Annotated in this window: 17 protein-coding genes; 10 read left to right on the forward strand and 7 right to left on the reverse strand. The window is 32.5% G+C overall.

Going from position 1 to position 21,178, the window contains the following annotated elements; genetic code table 11:
• Window positions 1-6: 6 nt before the first annotated feature.
• On the forward strand, window positions 7-1,347 hold the full coding sequence (locus A4F88_RS08915) for a dihydroorotase (RefSeq protein ID WP_068842347.1): 1,341 nt from the start codon (window positions 7-9) through the stop codon (window positions 1,345-1,347).
• Window positions 1,348-1,356: 9 nt separating this feature from the next.
• Window positions 1,357-1,827 (forward strand): DUF4296 domain-containing protein, encoded by a 471-nt coding sequence (locus A4F88_RS08920; RefSeq protein WP_068842216.1) that lies wholly within the window; start codon window positions 1,357-1,359, stop codon window positions 1,825-1,827.
• A gap of 2 nt (window positions 1,828-1,829) precedes the next feature.
• Here the strand turns inward: A4F88_RS08920 and A4F88_RS08925 are convergent, their stop codons facing one another.
• Window positions 1,830-2,831: an NAD-dependent epimerase/dehydratase family protein gene (locus A4F88_RS08925; protein WP_068842217.1), complete on the reverse strand. Its 1,002-nt coding sequence runs from the start codon at window positions 2,829-2,831 to the stop codon at window positions 1,830-1,832.
• A gap of 163 nt (window positions 2,832-2,994) precedes the next feature.
• Entirely contained in the window at window positions 2,995-3,333 is a 339-nt protein-coding gene (locus A4F88_RS08930) for a helix-turn-helix domain-containing protein (RefSeq protein WP_068842218.1), read from the reverse strand.
• A 295-nt stretch (window positions 3,334-3,628) separates the two neighbouring features.
• Here A4F88_RS08930 and A4F88_RS08935 point away from each other — a divergent pair, with 295 nt between their 5' ends.
• From A4F88_RS08935 to tyrS, 5 genes are all read left to right on the forward strand, one after another.
• Window positions 3,629-3,979 carry a hypothetical protein gene (locus tag A4F88_RS08935; RefSeq protein WP_068842219.1) on the forward strand — a complete coding sequence of 117 codons (351 nt, stop codon included), beginning with the start codon at window positions 3,629-3,631 and terminating at the stop codon, window positions 3,977-3,979.
• 69 nt (window positions 3,980-4,048) lie between these two features.
• The gene (locus A4F88_RS08940; RefSeq protein WP_068842220.1) at window positions 4,049-4,828 is read left to right on the forward strand and encodes a GLPGLI family protein; all 780 of its coding nucleotides are present in this window, start codon (window positions 4,049-4,051) and stop codon (window positions 4,826-4,828) included.
• Between the two features lie 87 nt (window positions 4,829-4,915).
• Complete coding sequence (locus tag A4F88_RS08945; RefSeq protein WP_068842221.1) at window positions 4,916-5,638, forward strand: GLPGLI family protein; 723 nt, start codon at window positions 4,916-4,918, stop codon at window positions 5,636-5,638.
• An 83-nt stretch (window positions 5,639-5,721) separates the two neighbouring features.
• Entirely contained in the window at window positions 5,722-8,397 is a 2,676-nt protein-coding gene (locus tag A4F88_RS08950) for a carboxypeptidase-like regulatory domain-containing protein (RefSeq protein WP_245179063.1), read from the forward strand.
• A gap of 80 nt (window positions 8,398-8,477) precedes the next feature.
• Window positions 8,478-9,773 carry a tyrosine--tRNA ligase gene (gene tyrS, locus A4F88_RS08955; RefSeq protein WP_068842223.1) on the forward strand — a complete coding sequence of 432 codons (1,296 nt, stop codon included), beginning with the start codon at window positions 8,478-8,480 and terminating at the stop codon, window positions 9,771-9,773.
• Between the two features lie 253 nt (window positions 9,774-10,026).
• Here tyrS and A4F88_RS08960 read toward each other — a convergent pair whose 3' ends face one another.
• The 5 genes from A4F88_RS08960 to A4F88_RS08980 all read right to left on the reverse strand — a co-directional run bounded on the left by A4F88_RS08960 (window position 10,027) and on the right by A4F88_RS08980 (window position 17,505).
• Window positions 10,027-11,007 carry a LuxE/PaaK family acyltransferase gene (locus tag A4F88_RS08960; protein ID WP_068842224.1) on the reverse strand — a complete coding sequence of 327 codons (981 nt, stop codon included), beginning with the start codon at window positions 11,005-11,007 and terminating at the stop codon, window positions 10,027-10,029.
• A gap of 151 nt (window positions 11,008-11,158) precedes the next feature.
• The gene (locus A4F88_RS08965; RefSeq protein WP_068842225.1) at window positions 11,159-11,497 is read right to left on the reverse strand and encodes a T9SS type A sorting domain-containing protein; all 339 of its coding nucleotides are present in this window, start codon (window positions 11,495-11,497) and stop codon (window positions 11,159-11,161) included.
• Between the two features lie 117 nt (window positions 11,498-11,614).
• Entirely contained in the window at window positions 11,615-12,811 is a 1,197-nt protein-coding gene (locus A4F88_RS08970) for a hypothetical protein (protein ID WP_068842226.1), read from the reverse strand.
• A gap of 198 nt (window positions 12,812-13,009) precedes the next feature.
• On the reverse strand, window positions 13,010-14,500 hold the full coding sequence (locus tag A4F88_RS08975) for a T9SS type A sorting domain-containing protein (RefSeq protein ID WP_068842227.1): 1,491 nt from the start codon (window positions 14,498-14,500) through the stop codon (window positions 13,010-13,012).
• 191 nt (window positions 14,501-14,691) lie between these two features.
• Window positions 14,692-17,505: a TonB-dependent receptor gene (locus tag A4F88_RS08980; protein ID WP_082815728.1), complete on the reverse strand. Its 2,814-nt coding sequence runs from the start codon at window positions 17,503-17,505 to the stop codon at window positions 14,692-14,694.
• 234 nt (window positions 17,506-17,739) lie between these two features.
• On the opposite strand from A4F88_RS08980, the gene A4F88_RS08985 reads away from it, so the two are divergent.
• The 3 genes from A4F88_RS08985 to A4F88_RS08995 all read left to right on the forward strand — a co-directional run bounded on the left by A4F88_RS08985 (window position 17,740) and on the right by A4F88_RS08995 (window position 21,175).
• The gene (locus tag A4F88_RS08985) at window positions 17,740-18,423 is read left to right on the forward strand and encodes a response regulator transcription factor (protein ID WP_017496206.1); all 684 of its coding nucleotides are present in this window, start codon (window positions 17,740-17,742) and stop codon (window positions 18,421-18,423) included.
• 207 nt (window positions 18,424-18,630) lie between these two features.
• On the forward strand, window positions 18,631-19,710 hold the full coding sequence (locus A4F88_RS08990; RefSeq protein ID WP_068842228.1) for a sensor histidine kinase: 1,080 nt from the start codon (window positions 18,631-18,633) through the stop codon (window positions 19,708-19,710).
• Between the two features lie 169 nt (window positions 19,711-19,879).
• Window positions 19,880-21,175 (forward strand): porin, encoded by a 1,296-nt coding sequence (locus A4F88_RS08995; RefSeq protein WP_068842229.1) that lies wholly within the window; start codon window positions 19,880-19,882, stop codon window positions 21,173-21,175.
• Window positions 21,176-21,178 lie beyond the last annotated feature (3 nt).

Raw genomic sequence — 21,178 nt, forward strand, 5'->3', positions numbered from 1 at the left:
ATGGCGATGAACAGGATTTTAATAAAAAATGCTAAGATTGTAAACGAAGGATCTATTTTTGAAGGTGATGTTTTGATTGAAAACGACTTAATTGTTGAAGTTTCTGATAGCATCAGTCTGAAATCATCCGATTGTAAAGTGATAGATGCCGAAGGAAGTTACTTAATGCCGGGCGCGATTGACGATCAGGTTCATTTTAGAGAACCGGGATTAACTCACAAAGGTGATATAGAATCAGAATCAAGAGCTGCAGTTGCAGGCGGAATCACATCTTTTATCGAACAGCCTAATACGGTTCCAAATGCGGTAACGCAGGAAATCCTTGAAGATAAATATCAGATTGCGGCAGTAAAATCATTTGCGAATTATTCGTTTATGATGGGGGCAACCAATGATAACCTGGAAGAAGTTTTAAAAACTAATCCAAAAAATGTTGCGGGAATTAAGATTTTCTTAGGTTCATCAACAGGAAATATGCTGGTAGACAACGAAGCGACTTTAGAAAGAATCTTTTCAAGCACGCCTATGTTAATTGCAGTACATTGTGAAGATGAGACTACAATAAAAAATAACCTGGCAGAGTTTAAAGAAAAATATGGCGAAGATGTTCCGGTAACAGCACATAATCTGATTCGTAGTGCTGAGGCTTGTTATATCTCATCTTCAAAAGCAGTTGCTTTGGCGAAAAAAACAGGAGCACGGTTGCATATTTTTCATCTTTCGACTGCAAAAGAAATGGAATTGTTTACCAATAAAATTCCATTAGAAGATAAAAAAATCACAGCCGAAGTTTGTGTACATCATCTTTGGTTTACCGATGAAGATTACAAAACAAAAGGGAATTTCATCAAATGGAATCCTGCTGTTAAAACTGCCGAAGACAGAGCAGAACTTTGGAAAGCTTTGAATGACGGACGTATCGATGTAATTGCTACAGACCATGCACCACATACTAAAGAAGAAAAAATGCAATCCTACTTAAATGCTCCTTCCGGAGGTCCGCTTGTGCAACATGCTGTTGTAGCAATGTTTGAAGCGCATCATCAGGGGAAAATTTCTGTAGAGAAAATTGTAGAGAAAATGTGTCATAATCCGGCAAAAATTTTCAAAATCGAAAAAAGAGGGTTTGTAAAAGAAGGTTACTTTGCTGATTTGGTTATTGTAAACCCAAGTTTGCCATGGAGTGTTAAACCAGAGAATATTTTAGCCAAATGCGGATGGTCTCCTTTTGAAAATTATACTTTTAAATCGAGAATTACGCATACTTTTGTAAATGGCGAAATGGTTTACAACAACTTTAAAGTAAAAGATATCCGCGCAGGAAAACGATTATTGTTTGATAGATAAAAAGCTAAAATGAAAAATTGTATACTCATATTATTGATTTTATTACTTTCTGTAAGTTGTAAAAAGGATTTGGTTAAACAGCCTGCAAGACTTATTGAGAGAGGAAAGATGATTGATATTATGTATGATTTATCGCTTTTAGATGCTATGAAATATCAAAGTCCGGCGACTATAGATTCGATCAATACAGATCCAACCAAGTTTATTCTGAAAAAATATAAAGTAGACAGCTTACAGTTTGCAGAAAGCAATAAGTATTATGCAACGGATTATGAAAACTACAAAGATATGTTTGATGAAATTGGGAAAAGATTGGCTGTAACCCAGAGAGCAACAGATTCTATAGTAAAGATTGAAGAGAAAAAAGCTGCAAAAGAAGCTAAAAAGAAAGCAAAAGATACACTTAAAGACGGGGCTAAAAAAACATTGAAACCTCTAAGTGTTGAGCCGGTTCAAAAAGAGAAGCCATTAGACCAATAGTTTTATAACTTCGAAACGTCTCTTATATATTGATGAACATTCAGAAAAACCGTTCCCAGAGCGGTTTTTATTTTTTCATTAGCATACAGGTTTTTAGAATATGAAGCCTTTGCAGTGGCTTTTGTAAGATGTCTTTTTTGGAAAAATAAAGTCGAGAAAATTCCATCGGTCATCCAAAGCAAATTCATAAATAAAGGTTTGGCATGAATGTGAGGTCTTTTTACCTGTAAAGTATCAGCGACAGTGTTTAGTAAATCCCTAAAAACAATATTGTCCGCAATCAAAGTAAAGCGTTCGTTTTTGATATTGCTTTTCATCAATTCATATGCAGTTTTTACCACATCATTTACAGCAATAAATCCTGTACTTCCTAGCGTATAGAACGAAAGTCCGTTTGCTACTTTCTGATAGATTTCTCCGCTTCCTTGTTCTCCGTTTTTTGTTTTAGGAATTGGGCCTAAAATAACACCCGGATTTATAATGATAACATCCAGGCCTTCCTGAAGTCCGCGCCAGACTTCCATTTCGGCACCATATTTAGAAATAGCATAATCACTATGCGGTTTTTCAGGATTCCAGTCTGTTTCTTCAGTGATATAAGTTTCATGAGGAGCCAGATCGCCTAAAGCTGCTATAGAACTCACAAAACAGAATTTTTTAATTCCCTTTGCAATAGAAAAGTTAACCATATTGGCTGTTCCTTCAATATTGGTTTTTCGGAGCGCATCTTCATCTTTTGGATCAAATGAAATCAATGCGGCACAATGATAAACATATTCGATATCAGTAAAAGCAATTTCTAACGAAGGAATATCTAAAATATCGGCTTCAAGCCAATTAATTTTTTCGAATAAATCACCTTTTTTATACAATTCAAAAACCGATTTTGTTTTTTGAATCTTGCTTTGGCTTCGGTAAATAGCCCGAACGTTTTCTCCATTTTCAATTAAATGAAGTAATAAATGCGCACCAACTAAACCTGTTCCTCCAGTTACTAATACCATTTTGTAAAGATAACTTTTTTAGGTTAAGGTGCAAAGTTGCAGAGGTTCAAAGGGACAAAGGTTTTTAATCGTTATTGTTTTAATGAACTTATTAAGGTATTATCTTGGGGTTGTATGAAATCTGCTAAAAGAATTAAAGTAGCAAATGTCTGAATAGGTTTAATTATTTTTTTGATTTTAATTTTTCACGAAGATTATGGATAATCTCATCCTTTTCCCTTAAGCGAAATTCATATTGCTCAATTAATTTATCTGAGATTAAACCGATATTTTTTGTAGTATTTACTTCTGTTGGTTGAAATTTTTCTTGCTCGCAAAAAAGAGTCGAAACACTGGTATCTAATAATTGTGCTAGCTTAACAATCTCTTCAGGTATAAATTGTACTTCTCCTTTTTCTCTCCTGCTATATTGTGACTGATCTAATCCTAGTTCATTAGCGATATAGTTTTGTGAAAGTTTTTTATTTTCTCTAATGGTTTTTACTTTTTGATATAGTTTCATGATTTTAAATTTTTTTGGCGGTTAATTGATTTAGAAAAATTAAGAACTGATATTGTTATAGAGGACATCTTTTTGAAAATATACTCACCAAACTTATTTTTTAACAGTTTTGTCTAAAGAATATATGTAGGAATAATATGCTGAATTCACATTCGAAATGTTCTTAGCTCATTTTGTAAGATAAATCAATTCTTTTTCTTTGGCTCGAAATAATTGTAATTCTTTTTTAAGTTCAAAAGCGCTGTTGAAGATAAGAAGTTACAATTTAAATGATTTATTAATTAAAAAATAAACTATGAAAAAGATTGTATTAGGATTGTGTTTTATGTTGTTTTCTTCGGGAATTTTTGCAAACAATGTAGATGAAAAAGAAACAATAAAAAAAGAATGTGAATTGGCATATGGATGTACAACAACTATTTGGTATACACACAATGGTACACATTCGGTCGTGTCTTTTTATCATGATGATTGCAGTGGTCAGGCATGTTGCAATGATTATCTTAGACGTGATATTGATATATTAAAACTCCACTATGCGATGGAAGATACAAATCAAGGTCAAGAGATAATTTCCTTGCCAGTTTTAGAAGGAGATGATAATGAAGGACTTATTATAGTTGTTGAGCCAGGCGAGCAACCTTAAAAAAAGATCAGTTTTCCATATAAATACACAGGTTTATTTTATACCTGTGTATTTTAAAATTAAATTAAAATGAAAAAATTAACTGTAATTTATTTCTCTTTATTCTCGTTTCTAGGACTTGCGCAATACAAAAAAAATTCTGTGGCTGTAATTGAGTACAGCTATAATGTTACATTTGATGATACCTATTATGGTAAAGTCATTTTGAAATGTTTAAATGATAAATCAATCTCCAAAACATTGGCAGAAATTATTCCTGACGAAAAAGATATGGATCCACAAAAACCTACTGTATATGAAAAGCCTATAGATTTGTACCAGGCAATTGACTTAAACAAGAAAAAGTTAATAATGATTGACCGGATATTTAATACAAAATATAAGGTTACAGAAGATTTGTCTGAGATAAAGTGGAAACTTTCAAAAGAAAAGGAGACTAAAATAATTAATAAGTTTGTTTGCAATAAAGCAACTTTAAATTTTAGAGGCCGTAACTATACTGCTTGGTATACGCCATATATAGCCTTGCCTTTTGGCCCATGGAAGTTTTATGGTTTACCAGGTTTAATATTAGAAATGTATGATACAGATAATAATTATCATTGGACAGCAACAAAAATAATTTATCCGTCGAATGAAGAATTTGATTTGAGTGAATTGGAAAACCAGAAAGTAAAAGAAACGATAACACTTAGGCAATTTGTTGAAAAGACAGAAGAAAAGGAAAAACAATTTATGGCCAATATTAGGTATGCTGCGGGAAGACATACTACCGTAGATTTTGGTGATTTTGAAAAGAGAAAGACACCTGAACTAAAATATGAATGGGAAATTGAAAAAAAGAAATAACGATAATTGTGTGTTTAAATGTAGTTTAAAATGAAGCCATTGTTTCTAATTATATTTTTCATTGTTAATTCTTGTTTAAATGCACAAATGAATCAGGATAAGACTGCTTTAATTGAGTATAATTTTCAAGTTTCATATAATGGTTATCTCCCAAAGAGTGTTACAACGAAATGTTCTAAAAACAGGTCATTTTCAAAAACACTGGCTAATAATTCTCTTTCGGGGATTAAAACGGATGAAAATACAAATTCCATTACTGTTTATGAAAAAGAATTAGATACTTATGAATTAATCGATTTGACAAAAAAAACAATTATCTCTATTGATAATATAAAGGGGAACAATTACAAAATTAGTGAGGTGCTGCCACAAATGAACTGGAAACTTTCAAAAGATATTGATACAAAAAAAATAGATATGTTTATTTGTAATAAAGCTACTTTAAATTTTAGAGGACGTAATTACATTGCATGGTATACCCCATATATACCTTTATCTTTTGGGCCATGGAAGTTTAATAGCTTACCAGGTTTAATTCTGGAACTATATGACACAGAGAATAATTATCATTGGACAGCAACAAAAATAATTTATCCATCTAAAGAAGAATTTGATATGGAAGTTTTTGAGAAACAAAACTTAAAAGAAACCAGTTTAATTGGTTTTGTAGAAGAAATTGAAAAACAGAAACAACGAATGTTCGCTCGTATCCTGAAAGTTATGCCCAGAGGAGCAACTATGGATACTGGCAATGATATAAGAACAAGTATAGAATTACTATATGATTGGGAAACGGAGAAAAAGAAATAGAATGTTCTGAATACTAAATTTTGCAAGTTTTATTTTAACTATACATGATTGAATTTATCAATAATTAATACAATAGTCTTTTTTTGAAAATCAAGTACACTCCGGTTTTGTTTTTTGTGTTTTTCATGTTATCTGGTTTTTTACAGGCCCAATCCGTAATATCAGGCATGGTTATAGATAAAAAAGAAAAACCAATTTCTTTTGCAAATGTATTTGTGAAGTTAAAGGAAAGCCAGGCTATTGTAGCTTTTACACATACAAATAATGAAGGAAAATATGATTTAGAATTATCTGAAACAGGTCATTTTGAGATTACCTTTACTGGAATGTCTTATAAGATGAATACTAGTGAAATTTTGGTTGAAACAAATAAAAAATATACACAAAATGCCATTTTAGAAGATGATGCTACAACACTTAACGAAGTTATTGTTAAAACTGAAAAACCAGTAATTTTTAAAAAAGATACTATAATATTTGATGCAAAAGCTTTTGTCAAAGGAAATGAAATAGTCGTTGAGGATTTGTTGAGAAGAATACCAGGACTAAATGTTAGTAAAAACGGCACTATAAAAGTAGGTAATAAAGAAGTAGAGAAAGTCATGGTTGAGGGAGATGATTTTTTTGAACATGGTTATAAATTACTGACTAAAAATCTCAACGCATCTGCAATTGATAAAGTTGAAGTCTATAAACGATACTCTAACAATCGTTTATTAAAAGGGATCGAAAATAGTGATAAAGTAGCTCTAAATCTTAAGCTAAAAAAAGATATTAAAACACAATGGTTTGGTAATATGAGCTTAGGTTATGGTGTAGCATCTGAAAATCGATATGACGTAAGAACGAACTTAATGTCTTTTAAAAAAAAGGTTAAATACTATGGAATAGGAAATCTTAATAATGTAGGTGTTGATGCTGTAGGGGATGTTGATTATATTGTAAGACCAAAGAGTACAGATGATATAAGTAATATTGGAGATGATCAAAATGCAGATAAAGTGCTTAATCTAAATGGATTTAAGCCAAATTTAAAAGAGGAAAGAACCAATTTTAATAATGCTGAATTGGTTTCTCTAAGTTCTATTTTTACAATTTCTCAAAAGATTAAATTAAAAGTAATGGGATTTTTTAATTCTGATGGAAATGATTTTTATCGAAAGGGAATTGATGCTTATCATGTAGGCGATATGTCTTTTACAAATTTTGAAGATTATACTTTAAATAAAAAGAAAAGTATTGGTTTTGGTAAGTTTGATTTTAATTATGATATTTCAAAAAATCAAATGTTTGAATATATTGGAAAGTTCAATCATGAAGAAGATAATACAAAAACAAACCTGATCTTTAACAATGAACATACAAGCGAGAAGCTTAATGAGGATAATCAGTTAATTGATCAAAAAGCCGTTTATACAAACCGATTCAAAGACAATAAAGTTCTAATTTTTACAGGCAGATTTATTAACGAAAAAACTCCACAACGATATTATAATAATGTTTTTCTATTTCAGGATTTATTACCAACAGGTATAACAGCAAATGATGTTATGCAAATGAGTGAAAATAAGATGCAATTTTTTGGTTTCGAAAGTCATTTATTAGATAAAAAAGAAAATAGAAATTTATTGGAGTTGAAGACTGGATACCAAAACAGACATGATAACCTGAACTCTACATTGGAGTTTTCTGAGAATGATATTATTACAAATGCTCCTGAAAATTATAGCAATAGAGTTAAATATACTTTAACGGATATTTACTTTAAATCAAGGTATAATTATGTTTTAGGAAAGCTGGGAATTGGTGGAAATTTAGAATTTCATCAATTGTTTACAAATCTTGAAACAAGCAGGACAAAGCAACATGAAAATCCGTTTTTCGTGAATTCATCAATATTTTTACTTTGGGAAATTAATAAAAAAAATAGAATTAGCAGTTCATATTCTTATAATACAACAAGTGCAAAAATTCTTGATGTTTACGACGGCTTTGTATTAACCACTTATAGGAGTTTTGAAAAAGGAACAGGGGAAGTAAATCAGCTTCAATCTAATTCTTTATTTCTCAGTTATAAATTAGGAGATTGGGATAGTAAATTTTCTCTAAATACTTATTGTAATTATTATCAAAATCATGATTTTTATTCTACAAATTCGATTATTCAGCCTAATTATTCTCAAATAGAAAAAATTATAATTAAAGGTAGATCAATGTTGAATGTAAATACTGATTTAGGTCTTTTATTTAACTCAATTTCATCAATAGTAAAACTGGATTTAAATTACTCTGCATCCAATTACAAAAATATTGTAAATGATAGTGATTTGCGAGAAGTGCATTCTCAAACCATTGCTCTAGGTCCTGAATTAAAGTCTAATTTTAAAGGTTTCTTCAATTATAATTTAGGCTCTAAGTGGACAATGACTGAATTTAGGACAACAACAACTAATAAAAATACAGACAATATCTCTTTTCTTGATTTTATATTTGTGTTAAACAAAAAACTAAATGCACAAATCCAAACAGAAAGATACTACTTTGGAAATTTAGATAAAGAAAATGCAAAATATTACTTTCTTGATTTGAATGCTAACTATGTGGTTAAGAATAATAAATTGTCTTTTTCTCTTGCTGGCAAGAATTTATTCAATACTAAAACCTTTAGGCAATCTTTTATAAGTGATATTGTTACTTCAAAAACAGAATATAGAATACTTCCCAGATATGTGATTCTCAAAATGGATTATAGGTTTTAGTAGATAAATAATATTTAGCGTTCAATTCATTTTTGAGATTGCAATTCACAATCCTTATATTTGCACAAATTATTTTAAAAATGAAGAATCTAGTTGAAGAATTAAAGTGGCGCGGGTTATATCATGACAGCATGCCAGGAACGGAAGAACAATTGCTGAAAGAAGTAACGACAGCTTATATAGGTTTTGATCCAACGGCAGATTCACTACATATTGGTAGTATGGTTCAGATTATTTTATTGGTTCATTTAAAGAATTTTGGTCACCAGCCTATTGCTTTAGTTGGTGGTGCAACCGGAATGATTGGTGATCCATCCGGGAAATCTGACGAAAGAAATTTGTTGAACGAAGAAACTTTGGCTAAAAACGTTGCGGGAATCAAAAGTGTTTTATCCCGTTTCTTAGATTTTAATTCAAAAGATGCAAATGCTCCGGTTATGGTAAATAACTATGACTGGATGAAAGAATTCTCGTTTATTGATTTTGCTCGTGAAGTTGGAAAACGTATCACAGTAAATTATATGATGGCGAAGGATTCTGTTAAAAAGAGATTTGCCGGAGAAGGCGAAGGAATGTCTTTTACAGAGTTTACTTATCAGTTAATCCAAGGATACGATTTTTATCATTTATATAAAAACAACAATTGCGTTTTGCAAATGGGTGGTTCTGACCAATGGGGAAATATTACCACAGGTACGGAATTAGTTCGCAGAATGGGTGGTGAGAGCGCAAAAGCTTTTGCCTTAACAACGCCATTAATTACAAAAGCAGACGGATCTAAATTCGGGAAATCTGAAGGAGGAAATGTTTGGTTGGATGCTGATAAAACTTCAGTATATAAATTTTACCAGTTTTGGGTAAATGCTACAGATGCAGATGCTGAGAAATATATCAAAATCTTTACTTTTTTAGATAAAGATACAATCGAAGCTTTAATTGCAGAACATCAGACTGCTCCGCATCTAAGGGTTTTACAGAAAAAATTGGCTGAAGAAATTACAGTATTTGTTCACAGTAGAGAAGAGTTAGAAAAAGCTATTCAGGCTTCGAATATTTTATTTGGAAACTCGACTGCCGAAGATTTGAAACAATTGGATGAAGCTACATTTTTAGAGGTTTTTGACGGAGTTCCGCAAGCCGAAATCGCAAAAGCAGATCTGGAAAACGGATTGGATATTATTACTGTTTTAAACGAAAAAACAGGTTTTTTTAAATCTAACGGAGAAGCGAGACGTGCTTTAACAGCAAACTCAATTTCGGTTAACAGAGAAAAAATCAAAGAAGATTTTGTTTTAACAGCAAATGATTTAATCAATAATCAGTTTGTGTTGTTGCAAAGTGGAAAGAAAAATTATTTTGTGATAAGAGTGGTTTAAAAGGTTTAACTGTTTAATCGGTTAATTGTTTAATCGATCTGTCAGAATCTTTTAAATTAAATATATAAATCCCAATGTTCGAAAAGAATGTTGGGATTTTTTATTGAAAAAAAATCATTCCACAGGAATGTTTTGTTGGTAGAATTAAAATTTGGTTTGTAGTCATACGTTCCGTAGGAACGTTTGATTAATGCAGTGAATTAACGATAGCCATATTATCGATTAAAAGATTAGCCAAATGAACGATTAAACATTAAAGAACCATCAGATTACACCCACGAATATCAGAATTATCAAAACGTCCCAATACCTCGAAAGAGTTGTTGGGATTTTTTTTGCCTAAATCCTGCGTGGCGATAAAAGAACAGGAATTGATATTGGCTAAATCAATAACATTGATTCCACCTGTTTTTCCGTCTTTTACATAAGTTAATGCATCTTCCGGATCACGAACTAAAATATGCATCCAGGACGGACATTCAAATACGCCTTCACCCAAAGAGTAGGCTTGCGCCAAAAGTTCAGTCATTCCGTATTCGGAGTGAATTGAATTTACACCAAAACCTTTGCAAAGCAGTTCGTGCAATTCTTCACGAATCATTTCTTTTCGTTTGCCTTTCATACCTCCCGTTTCCATAATAATGGTATTCTGAAGCTGAAATTGATGTTTTTCGATCAGGTCTAATAAAGCGTATGTGACCCCAATTAAAATTACATTTTGACCGGATTCATCTAATTCGGTCAGTTTTTTAATTAAGTCGTCGTGATTGTGTAAATAAAAGCCACTTTCAGGCTGATTTGAGAGTTTTATTAAGTCTTCGACCATGTAAATAAGCGAAGATCCCTCTCGTTCCAGATAAGACGGCAAAAGGGCTAAAACAACATAATCTTCGATATTACCGTAAAATTGAGAAAACCCGTTACGGTAACTCTCTTCATACAATGAAACATCAGTTACGATATGCCTGCTGGTAATCATTCCGGTAGTGCCACTGCTGGTAAAAGTTACCTGGGCAGGATTAGTATTTGAAACAACATTATGACTTTTGAAAAACTGAATAGGTAAAAACGGAATTTGTTCCAGTGATTTTACCTGTTGCGGATTTACTTTCAAAAAATCACAAAAGTCACGATATACGGGATTATTCTCATGCTGAAAACGAAACACTTTTAAAGCTATTTTTTCAAATTGTTTCTGACTCGAAATCGTAAATATATCGTTGGCTGTGATCAAAACTTTTTTTGTGCAAAGGTAAGTATAATTGTAAATAGTTTTAAATTTTCAATTCTGGTTTTCAGTCAAGATCATTAGAGGTTTTAAAAACTTATGATGATATTGCGGCTATAAACTAAAAAAAAGCTCCAATTTGAGCTTTTTTTATATTTTATCGAATGATAAGTTTTCGGGTTGCTGATGCATTATCTTCGCTTATTTTGATGATATAAACACCTGGAACTAGATCTGAGACGTTCAATTCTCTCGAACTGATATGTGTCTGAAGTACTTTTTTTCCTAAAACATCAAAAATAATGATCTCTTTTTCAGAGTCATTTTTAGATGAAATATATACTTTTCCACTAGTAACGGGATTAGGGTACAAGCTTAGACCCTCAATGGTAGTGCCCTCTTGAGGTTTTGGTAATTGTTTACTGTCTTGTGCTGAAACACTCAGAGTAAAGAAAAAAGCCAATAAAAAAGTAATATAAAAGTAGTTTTTTGCCATCGCATTAATTTGATTACCGTAAATATACAAAAAAAATTACAAAAATTACGCCAAAAAAAAACATCCTAATAATTTAGGATGTTTTTAACATTTTATGTTTGAAATATGATTTTCAAATTATTTGATCAAGTTTACACCATCAACTGTTGCCCAAGCACCAGGAGTTAATGTAGCTCCAGTAGCAGTAGTACTAGTTGACCAGTTTGTTGCAGGAATAAAGCTAGCTGCAGATAATGTAAAAGTAGCCTGTCCTGAAATGAAAGTAATAGGAGAGTTAGTAATTTTTACGTTGTTTAATTTGATTTTTCCACCAGCAACTTGGTGATCGTAAGTAACTTTATCTAGTATTTGTAATACACCACCATTAAATGCTGTAGGTGTAGTTTGACTAACATAACCATCGATTACGATATTGCTGTAGTCTCCATTTCCTTCTTTTTTAAATTGAATAGCATCCAATTGAATTTCTTTTTGTTCTTCTGTAACTGTACCTGCAGCTCTTTTTAGAGTGATATTAGTTACTTTTGGAAAAAATGCATTGTCATTTGAAGAAGCTTCAATTTCCATACCATAGTTTCCTTTGTCAATTTGGTAAGCATACCAGTTTGTATTTGCTTGACCTTGCCATCCATCTTGCCAGTCAAATGAATCATCATAGTTACCATAAGAAATAGCATTAGTCATACTTACAGTTCCTCCGAAGAATTCGAATCCGTCATCAGCACCTTTGTAAGATACTAAGTGATCTAAAGTTGTTCCTGAACCTACTGAGTAAAAAGTAAAACCATTATTTTCTTTTTGACCGTCAGCTAATTTTGAACCTGCGTATTCCACTCTTGTATACACTAATGATCCACCATTATGAGTAGGATTTGCACCTCCGTAAGTTATGTTATTTCCGTCTTCAGAAGTCGAAGTCGATCCTCCACCAGCTACTTTTACAGGAGCATCACCATACATAATGATTCCTCCCCAAGATCCTGGAACTTTTGATTTTTCTGTGAATACTACTGGTTGGTCAGCAGTACCTTTTGTAATTAATTTTCCGCCTTTTAAAACAACTAATGCGTTGTCTCCATTAGCTTTATCGATAGTAATTGTTGATCCTGCTTCAAAAGTTACAGTTACACCATCGTTGATTTTTACAATACCTTTTAAAGTGTAGTTACCAAAAGCATAAGTTTTGTTTGCAGTGATTGGACCAGTGATTTCGCCTGTTGCAGGTGTAGGTGCAGGAGTTGGATTATCACTACTTGAGCAAGAATTTAAAAATAATCCTGTAGCAAGTGCTAAAGCAAAAAGTTTAGTTTTCATAGTTGTGTTATTATGTGTTTTTATTTTTGTCAAAAATAGAACGGAAATCTTTTTCGGGTGTTACCTGAATATTACATTACGGTTACCAAAAACAAACTAAAATGTGAAGAAAATGTTAAGAGATTTTTTACAATAGTTTATAAATAAAAAAAAGCTCCAAATAACGTTCGGAGCTTTGATTTTAAATGATTTATAATTTTATTGGTATAAAATTTTCCCAGATTTAACTTCTTTATTATCAGATATAATTTTATAATAGTATATCCCTTTTGTATAGTTTGATGGGATATTCCATTTTATGATTTGATTGGGAGTAATAGTGCCTTTAAAAACAGATTGAGCATTTCTTAATCCTTCAGAATAAACAATTATTTCTATTTCCTGGTTGCTGGAAAAACTCGTTGTGAAATTTACAGCGTCTGATGTAGGGTTTGGATAAACAGTAGATGCTACCGTATTTTGTTTGTTCAAAGCTGTAACTGTAAGCGCACTAAGATCTAATTTATTACTCATCGAAGATATTCCAGCTGTTACTATTCTCATTAATTTTGTTGAATTATCATAGATGGGGTGAGAAGTTAAATCCAGGTCTTTGGTAGTTTCGTCCAATTCTATATAACTTCCTGGAGGAAGTAGTACCCAAGAATATGTATAATCCCCCATTCCTCCTGTAGGTATGCTTCCCGTTACGTAGCGACCATTAATTGAAATAGTGTTGTTTTGTATATCAGCAATATGTGGTATATCGACATAATTACTAAATGAACGCTGATTTCCTGAGTATACTATCCTTCCCAGCTTAAAATTATGAGTTGATCTTCGATAATTATCGAAAACAGGTGCTGAAAAATTTGTACTTGCAGTTGTAATTTCAGTTAAATCTCTCGATTCTCCATCTTCATCAATTACAAACCAAATATAAGTATAAGAATTTTGACCTAAACCTCCTGTAAGTAGAGGATTGCCATTAATCCATATCCCATCTATGGTGATCGTATTGTTTTCTATCAGAGGTGCAGGAATAGTTGTAATTGTTACTTCATTACTTGTGCTTGTTAAACCAGCTGATGAAACATTTCGTCGATATGATTTTGTTGAAGTAAGAATGCCTGGTGAATAATTGATGCCGTTGGCACCTGATATAACAGTCCATGAACCGCTTACAGGTTTTTCCTGCCATGAATAAGTAAAAGTTCCACTACCACCAGACGGAGTAGCTCCGGTTATTGTATTTACAGCCTGTCCTTCATAAATGGTTTGATTTCCTGAAATGATATTATTACTTATTGGAGCGGAAGGCTTATAATTAACAGTAATTTTAATCATTTTAGATTCTTCTTGAAAACAGCTGCCATTGGTGGAAAATTTATAAGCAATCTGAGTGTTGGTTGTCACTGTTTTTTTAAACTTGTATCTTATGGTAGTACTTTGCCCCGGTGTTAATATACTCCCATTTGTATAGCTTGTAGAAAAAATACCATCATTATTAGCACATGATTGTAATGCATTAAGGAATACTGGATCGCTAGTGCTTCCATAACAATTAACCAATACGTCAACGGTTCCTTCTACTCCAGAATTAACATCAATAGTTTTTGACATAGGACTGTAGGTAACATAATTTTGAGAAAATCCAATCTCTGCCAAAAAAAGCAGAGACATCATAAATAGTAATTTTACATTTTTCATAAGTTGTTTTTTAAAATTCCAGATAAAATTAGCAGGATAATTTCTACAACATGTTATGTAGGTATTACATTACAGTTATCTGAAAAATATTAAATTATCAGAAAAACGCTATGAATTTTTTTCAATTATGTATAAATAAAAAAAGCTCCAGATATCTGGAGCTTTCATTTTTATATTTATTTGGATGGGTACTAAAAAGTATATCCTAGTTTTAAAGAGAAACCAACTCCTTTTTTATAACTATTAGCCAATAATGATTCTTCAGCTACTTTTATAGTTCCATCGTTTCCAAATTCACGTTTTCTCCATGAATTTAAAATGTTATCGGCAGTGAATTTTACATCAAAGTGCTCAGAAAGTTTGCTTCCCCATACAAAATCCAATTGCTGTACAGGCAACTCATAGATGTTGTCTTGTCCATTGGTTCCTACAGCATATATTCTTTTTCCAAAAACACCATAAACAAGAGACATAGTATTTGTCATGTCTTTTCCTAAATTAAATTCATATTTTAAATCTGAATTTACTAACCAGTTTGATGCTCCCTGCAATGATCTTGATTGATGCGTTTCAATAGAAGGTTTTACAGTGATTATCCCGTCTTCATCGATAGATTCAAAAGTTGGGCTTACAGTAACTTTTGATGACATCAAAGTAGCATTTAATCCCCATGAAAAATTATCTAAGTTTTCGCTGATTCTTTCTAACCCAACAAGTAATTCAGCTTCTATTCCATATATGTTGGCACTTTCAGAATTTAGAAAAGTAGTAACTGTTCCTGTTGTTGCGTTTGAGATGAAAGTTTTTTCAATTGGGTTGATAAGGTGTTTCCCAAATATTCCAACAGCAATCATTTCTTTAGATGTTGGGAATAGCTCATATTTTAAGTCAGCATTGTAATTGTCGCTGTTTTTTAAAATTGAATTTCCTTGAGTTGAAGTTCCGTCAGCATTGATGAAAGATATTGGGAAAGCCTCCATGATAACTGGTTTGGTGTATGTTTTGCTTGCTGCAAAACGAATGTTAGCATTGTCAGTCAGTAAATACTTAAGATTTACTGATGGTAAAAAATAGGCATTATCATATTTTAATACTCTGAAAGGGGAATCAAAAGAACCTAATGTTCTGTAATGAGTTTCCTTAAGAGTGCTTTCAAATCGAATTCCTGCGTTTACTTCAAGTTTCTCTCCAAATTTTAAAAACAAATTTGCATACCCTGCATTAGCTATTTCGTCAAGTTTAACTTTGTAAGTAGCATTAGAGTTTTCGCTAAAAGACATTTTATTAGCTAGAATGTCGTTGGTTATTTGAGTATCTATATTATTTATGCTTGAAGTAAAACCATCATTTCCGGTACTTGAAACAAAACGGTATGAAGATTCCATCTTAGATCCGCTGCCATTATATCCAACTGTTAATTTGTTTTGTTTGTCATTTTTCCCGAATTTCAAATTATATTCTGCTAATGCTGAATAAAAAGAATTACCATCGATAGTCAAATATTGACGCAGGAAATTATTTGCTCCATAAGAAGCGCTTATCATATCATCGCCTGTTTTAAGACCAGAGAAAAACTTTCTGTCTGGCTGCTCATATTTTGTAGTAGCAAATGAACCTCCAGCTTTAATAGTCTGGTTTTTGTCTTTGCTTATTGCGTATTCACCCAATAATTGGGCATTCAAATAATCACTTTTGTCTAATTGATTGGTACGGATAAATCCATTTTCAGCAGCTGTTCCTCCTGATACCCCGTACTGATCTTTTATAGAGTTTAAGTTAGTTCTGATGTATAATGTGTTGAACGATAACTTAAGCCTGTCATTGTTGTAGTTTAAACCAACTAATGCTGAGTTTGTGGTTTTGAAACGATAATCAGTGGTGATAAAATTGTTTACATACTTAGATCCGGTAGACTGTAAATCAATAGTTCTGTCAACCCCTTCTCTTATCGAAAAATTATTGTCGTAATTTATAGAAAGCAGGTACGAGAAAACTTGATTGTTACTTAAATTGAATTTCTCGGCATGCAATAGGTTGATACTTGTATTTAAAGGGCTTTTAGTTTCATTTACATTAAAACCTTTATCGTTACTTACTGAGTTTAAAGCCTGGTCAGTTGTGTAAGTTTGTCTCGTTGCCTGATTGCCAAGAAAACCTGGTAATTCTCTGTCTTTACCATTAAATCCCAAAAAGCCTTTTGCTGTATCTGCATCATTTGATAATAAGAAATCTCTAAAGCTGTTTCCGGTTGTATAACCTGCTCCAACACTTATTTTTGTAATGCTTTTTGTTGGCTTTGAAGTTTGAATGTTGAAAGTACCTCCGGCAAAATCACCATATATATTTGGATTAAATGTTTTGTACACATCAATTACTCCAACAATATTCGTTGGAAACAAATCCAAAGCAATAATTTTAGTGAATGGGCTGTTTGTTGGTGCAGCCAAATCATTAATCAATAAATTATTATATCGGTCTTCCAGTCCACGTACAAATATTCCACGGGAATCTACTTTAGTAATTCCGGTAATTTTGGTTAAACCCTCTTCAACATCGCTAACCCCTTTTCTTGACATTTCTTGTGCACCAATACTTTGTTTGATAACAACAGCGTTTTTTTGATCAAGTAACAAAGCAGTTTCTTTTTCTTTGTTCGCAGTAGATTTTACAACTACATCTTTTAGAGTAAAACTTCCTGAAGAAAGTACCTGGTTTACTGTAATAGTTTCGTTTGCTTTTACAGTTACTGGTTTCTCTACAGATTCATATCCAACGAAACTAAAAATAATAATGTATTTTCCCGGATTTACGCTCAACGAATATTTTCCGTCAATGTCAGTGTTCGCGCTTATGTTAGTCCCTTTTACTAAAACATTTGCGAAAGGTAGTGCCTGATTATTAGATTCTTTGTCGGTTAATACACCAGAAATCGTACCTTTGTTTTGCGCGACCGAAATCGTACAAATAAATAGTGTAATAATTAGAAATTTTAAATTGAATTTCATTTGTGTGTTGTGTTTGATTTATTTTTTGTGCAAAGAAAGAACCGCCTTGTAAAGTTCATGTTAGGCACTTGTTATGTTTTTGTGTCCTATAGATTATCAAATTGTTACCAGATTAAATTACCGTTAACCGCAGTTTTTAACGGTTATTTTGTTAGTATATTTACGCTGTGAAATAAAAAACATCGAATGTATAATCAAGAAAATTTGATGTAAAAATCTCAATTTTTGCTATTTATGAAAAAAACACAAACCAAGATTTTATTAGTTGACGATGAACCAGATATCTTAGAAATCGTTGGCTATAACCTTGCTCAGGAAGGCTACCAGATTGTAACAGCTTCTAATGGAAAAGAAGCTATAGCAAAGGCTCAGAAAGAATTGCCGGAATTAATTATTATGGATGTAATGATGGCAGAAATGGACGGAATGGAAGCTTGCGAACACATTAGAAAGATTCCTGAATTAAATAATGTTATCATAACATTTCTAACGGCGAGAAGCGAAGATTATTCACAAGTTGCTGGTTTTGATGCGGGTGCAGATGATTACATTACAAAACCAATAAAACCAAAATTATTGGTTAGTAAAGTAAAGGCTTTGTTAAGAAGGTTAAAAGAACAAGAAGTTGTTAGCGATACCCTAAATGTGGGCGGAATCGAGATAAATCGCGAAGAATACAAGATCATAAAAGGCAATGTCGAAATTGCTTTGCCACGAAAAGAATTCGAATTATTTTATTTGTTAGCTTCAAAACCGGGTAAAGTTTTTAAAAGAGACGAAATCCTGGATAAAGTTTGGGGGAATGAAGTTGTAGTGGGCGGAAGAACAATCGATGTTCATATTAGAAAACTACGCGAAAAAATAGGCGAAGACCTTTTTAAAACAATAAAAGGAGTTGGTTATAAATTCGAAGTTTAAATTTTTAAGATACTGAGGTTCTGAGATACTAAGATACTAATGCTTTTGGCTATCGAATTTTAGTTAAGATTTAAACTCATCCGAATTTATTTAAAACAATAAAATATAAACCATATAGGGAATTAAAGATCAAAGGAGCTTTAATTTCTTATATGGTTTTTGAGTTAAGCTTACTATTTCTTAATCTCTTAATGGTTCAATAATTAAATGAAAATTAATTTTAAAAAAACATACAAATTCGCTGTAAAATCAGCATTATATATAAGCCTTTTTGGGACAGGATTTGTGTTGATCCTGATGCATTTATTCTATAAAAATCAATTAGAACATCAAATTGCATTTGGAATAATTTTTATTATATCAATTTATATTTTCTCTTTTTTGGTGTTGCAATACCGCGTAGAGCGCTTTATTTACCGAAGAGTTAAAAAAATCTATGATGAGGTTTCTTTACTGGAATCGACAACACTTATCAATCAGCCAATAACGACTGACATGGAAACACTTTCACGCGAAGTGAAAAAGTTTGCTACAGATAAAAAACTGGAAATCGAAATGCTTGAAATTCGAGAGCAATACCGAAGAGAGTTTTTAGGAAATGTTTCGCACGAACTTAAAACCCCTTTGTTTACGGTTCAGGGCTATGTTTCGACTTTGCTGGACGGGGCGATGGATGACAAACACATTCGCAAAAAGTATTTAAAGCGTGCCGAAAAAGGAGTAGAGCGATTGATATATATCGTTGAAGATTTGGACATGATTACCAAATTAGAGTCAGGTGATTTAGATTTAAATATGACTGATTTTGATATTGTTGAACTTATCCAGAATGTTTTTGATTTATTGGAAATGAAAGCCGATAAAAAGAAAATCAAATTGGCTTTTGAAAGCAAAAATGTACAATCAGTTATCATTCGCGGAGATCAGGACAGAATTCAGCAAGTTTTAGAAAACCTGATTGTAAATTCTATTAAATATGGTAAAGAAGGCGGATTAACAGAAGTTGGAGTCGTTAATTTAACCAAGAAAAAAGTCCTGATTCGTATTAGTGATAATGGAGAAGGTGTTGAAAAACAAAACATTCCGAGGCTTTTTGAACGTTTTTACAGAGTTGATAAAAGCGGAACGCGTTCTGAAGGCGGTTCTGGTTTAGGACTGGCAATAGTGAAACATATTATCGAAGCGCACAAAGAGAAAGTATATGTAGAAAGTGAGTTTGGAATTGGTTCTGAATTCTCTTTTACGCTTGAAAAAGCACATAAAACCATAAAAAACGACGTTAAGTAATTGTAATTTGATTTAAGGGAAATTGTTTAAAACATGGCGTTTTAACAATTTATCAACTTACGAACTGACTCCGTAACATTAAATTTTTATTATAGTAACATCTTGTTAATGATTTCTTAACATAGGTGAGTCATCTTTGCACCTTGAAATTAAGGGAATTAGAGAAAGGATGATAAAAAGAAAATTAGTTGCCGTTTTATTGCTGATAAATTTTGCAGCAAATGCCCAGGATTTGAACAAACAGGATGTAAAAAACGAAGTAATGCGTATTTTAGATTCGATCAACAAAGCAAAACTTCCGGATACAAAATCAGGAGTTAGCGGAGAAGAACATTGGTATGACAGAATATCTTTAAGGGGATATGCGCAAATACGATACAATGGTTTGTTTTCTACAAATGATAAAGTTTCCTGCGAACAATGTGATAAATCCTGGGGAACAACTTCTACAGAACCGGATGCCAAAGCCAACAACGGACTCTTTATTCGTCGTGCCCGTTTAGTCTTTTCCGGACAGGTTCACCCAAATGTATTTTTCTATTTTCAGCCTGATTTTGCCAGTTCGCCAAGTACAGGAATACAGAACTTTGTTCAGATCAGGGATTTGTATTTTGATCTTTCTTTCGATAAGAAAAAGGAATATCGGGTACGTGTAGGACAAAGTAAAATCCCTTACGGATTCGAAAATATGCAATCCAGTTCTCAGCGATTGACATTAGATCGTAACGATGCCATGAACAGCGCCATATTAAATGAACGTGATTTAGGTATGTTTTTCTATTGGGCTCCGGCCGAAATCAGAGAGCGTTTTGCCATGCTGGTAAAAGATGGCTACAAAGGTTCCGGCGATTTTGGAGTTTTTGCTTTTGGAGTTTACAATGGACAAATTGCCAATAAACTGGATGGTAACAGAGATCTCAATGTGGTGGCAAGAATTACTTATCCTTTTGTAATTGGAAACCAGATTATCGAACCCGGAATTCAGGCGTATACCGGAAAATGGGCTTTTACAGGCGAAATTTCACCTGGAGTAAAAGTTGATGATCCGCAATATGTAAAAGACCAGAGAGTAGGAGCGACTTTTGTTTTGTATCCAAAACCCTTCGGAATCCAAACCGAATACAATGTAGGACGCGGACCTCGTTATAATACATTAACGAACACAGTCGATGAGACTGATTTGAACGGAGGTTATGTATTATTAAACTATAAACTGGATATCAAAAAACAGCATATCTATCCTTTCGCCAAATTTCAGTATTATGACGGAGGAAAAAAATACGAAAAAGATGCCAGAAGTTATGTTGTCAGAGATTATGAAATTGGAATAGAATGGCAGCCGATCAAAGCTTTTGAGCTTACGGCAGAATATGTAATTGCTGACAGGACTTTTGAGGACAGCGCACTTCCAATCAACAGGCAACAAGGAAACTTATTGCGATTGCAAGCGCAGTTTAATTTCTAAAAA

It is taken from the genome of Flavobacterium chilense (genome assembly GCF_001602525.1).
Taxonomy (GTDB): Bacteria; Bacteroidota; Bacteroidia; order Flavobacteriales; family Flavobacteriaceae; genus Flavobacterium; species Flavobacterium chilense.

Bases quoted from the DNA above. Each gene is read 5' to 3' on its own strand.
- A4F88_RS08915 (WP_068842347.1), top strand. From the start codon at position 7: ATGAACAGGATTTTAATAAAAAATGCTAAGATTGTAAACGAAGGATCT.
- A4F88_RS08920 (WP_068842216.1), top strand. From the start codon at position 1,357: ATGAAAAATTGTATACTCATATTATTGATTTTATTACTTTCTGTAAGT.
- A4F88_RS08925 (WP_068842217.1), bottom strand. From the start codon at position 2,831: ATGGTATTAGTAACTGGAGGAACAGGTTTAGTTGGTGCGCATTTATTA.
- A4F88_RS08930 (WP_068842218.1), bottom strand. From the start codon at position 3,333: ATGAAACTATATCAAAAAGTAAAAACCATTAGAGAAAATAAAAAACTT.
- A4F88_RS08935 (WP_068842219.1), top strand. From the start codon at position 3,629: ATGAAAAAGATTGTATTAGGATTGTGTTTTATGTTGTTTTCTTCGGGA.
- A4F88_RS08940 (WP_068842220.1), top strand. From the start codon at position 4,049: ATGAAAAAATTAACTGTAATTTATTTCTCTTTATTCTCGTTTCTAGGA.
- A4F88_RS08945 (WP_068842221.1), top strand. From the start codon at position 4,916: ATGAATCAGGATAAGACTGCTTTAATTGAGTATAATTTTCAAGTTTCA.
- tyrS (WP_068842223.1), top strand. From the start codon at position 8,478: ATGAAGAATCTAGTTGAAGAATTAAAGTGGCGCGGGTTATATCATGAC.
- A4F88_RS08965 (WP_068842225.1), bottom strand. From the start codon at position 11,497: ATGGCAAAAAACTACTTTTATATTACTTTTTTATTGGCTTTTTTCTTT.
- A4F88_RS08970 (WP_068842226.1), bottom strand. From the start codon at position 12,811: ATGAAAACTAAACTTTTTGCTTTAGCACTTGCTACAGGATTATTTTTA.
- A4F88_RS08975 (WP_068842227.1), bottom strand. From the start codon at position 14,500: ATGAAAAATGTAAAATTACTATTTATGATGTCTCTGCTTTTTTTGGCA.
- A4F88_RS08980 (WP_082815728.1), bottom strand. From the start codon at position 17,505: ATGAAATTCAATTTAAAATTTCTAATTATTACACTATTTATTTGTACG.
- A4F88_RS08985 (WP_017496206.1), top strand. From the start codon at position 17,740: ATGAAAAAAACACAAACCAAGATTTTATTAGTTGACGATGAACCAGAT.
- A4F88_RS08990 (WP_068842228.1), top strand. From the start codon at position 18,631: ATGAAAATTAATTTTAAAAAAACATACAAATTCGCTGTAAAATCAGCA.
- A4F88_RS08995 (WP_068842229.1), top strand. From the start codon at position 19,880: ATGATAAAAAGAAAATTAGTTGCCGTTTTATTGCTGATAAATTTTGCA.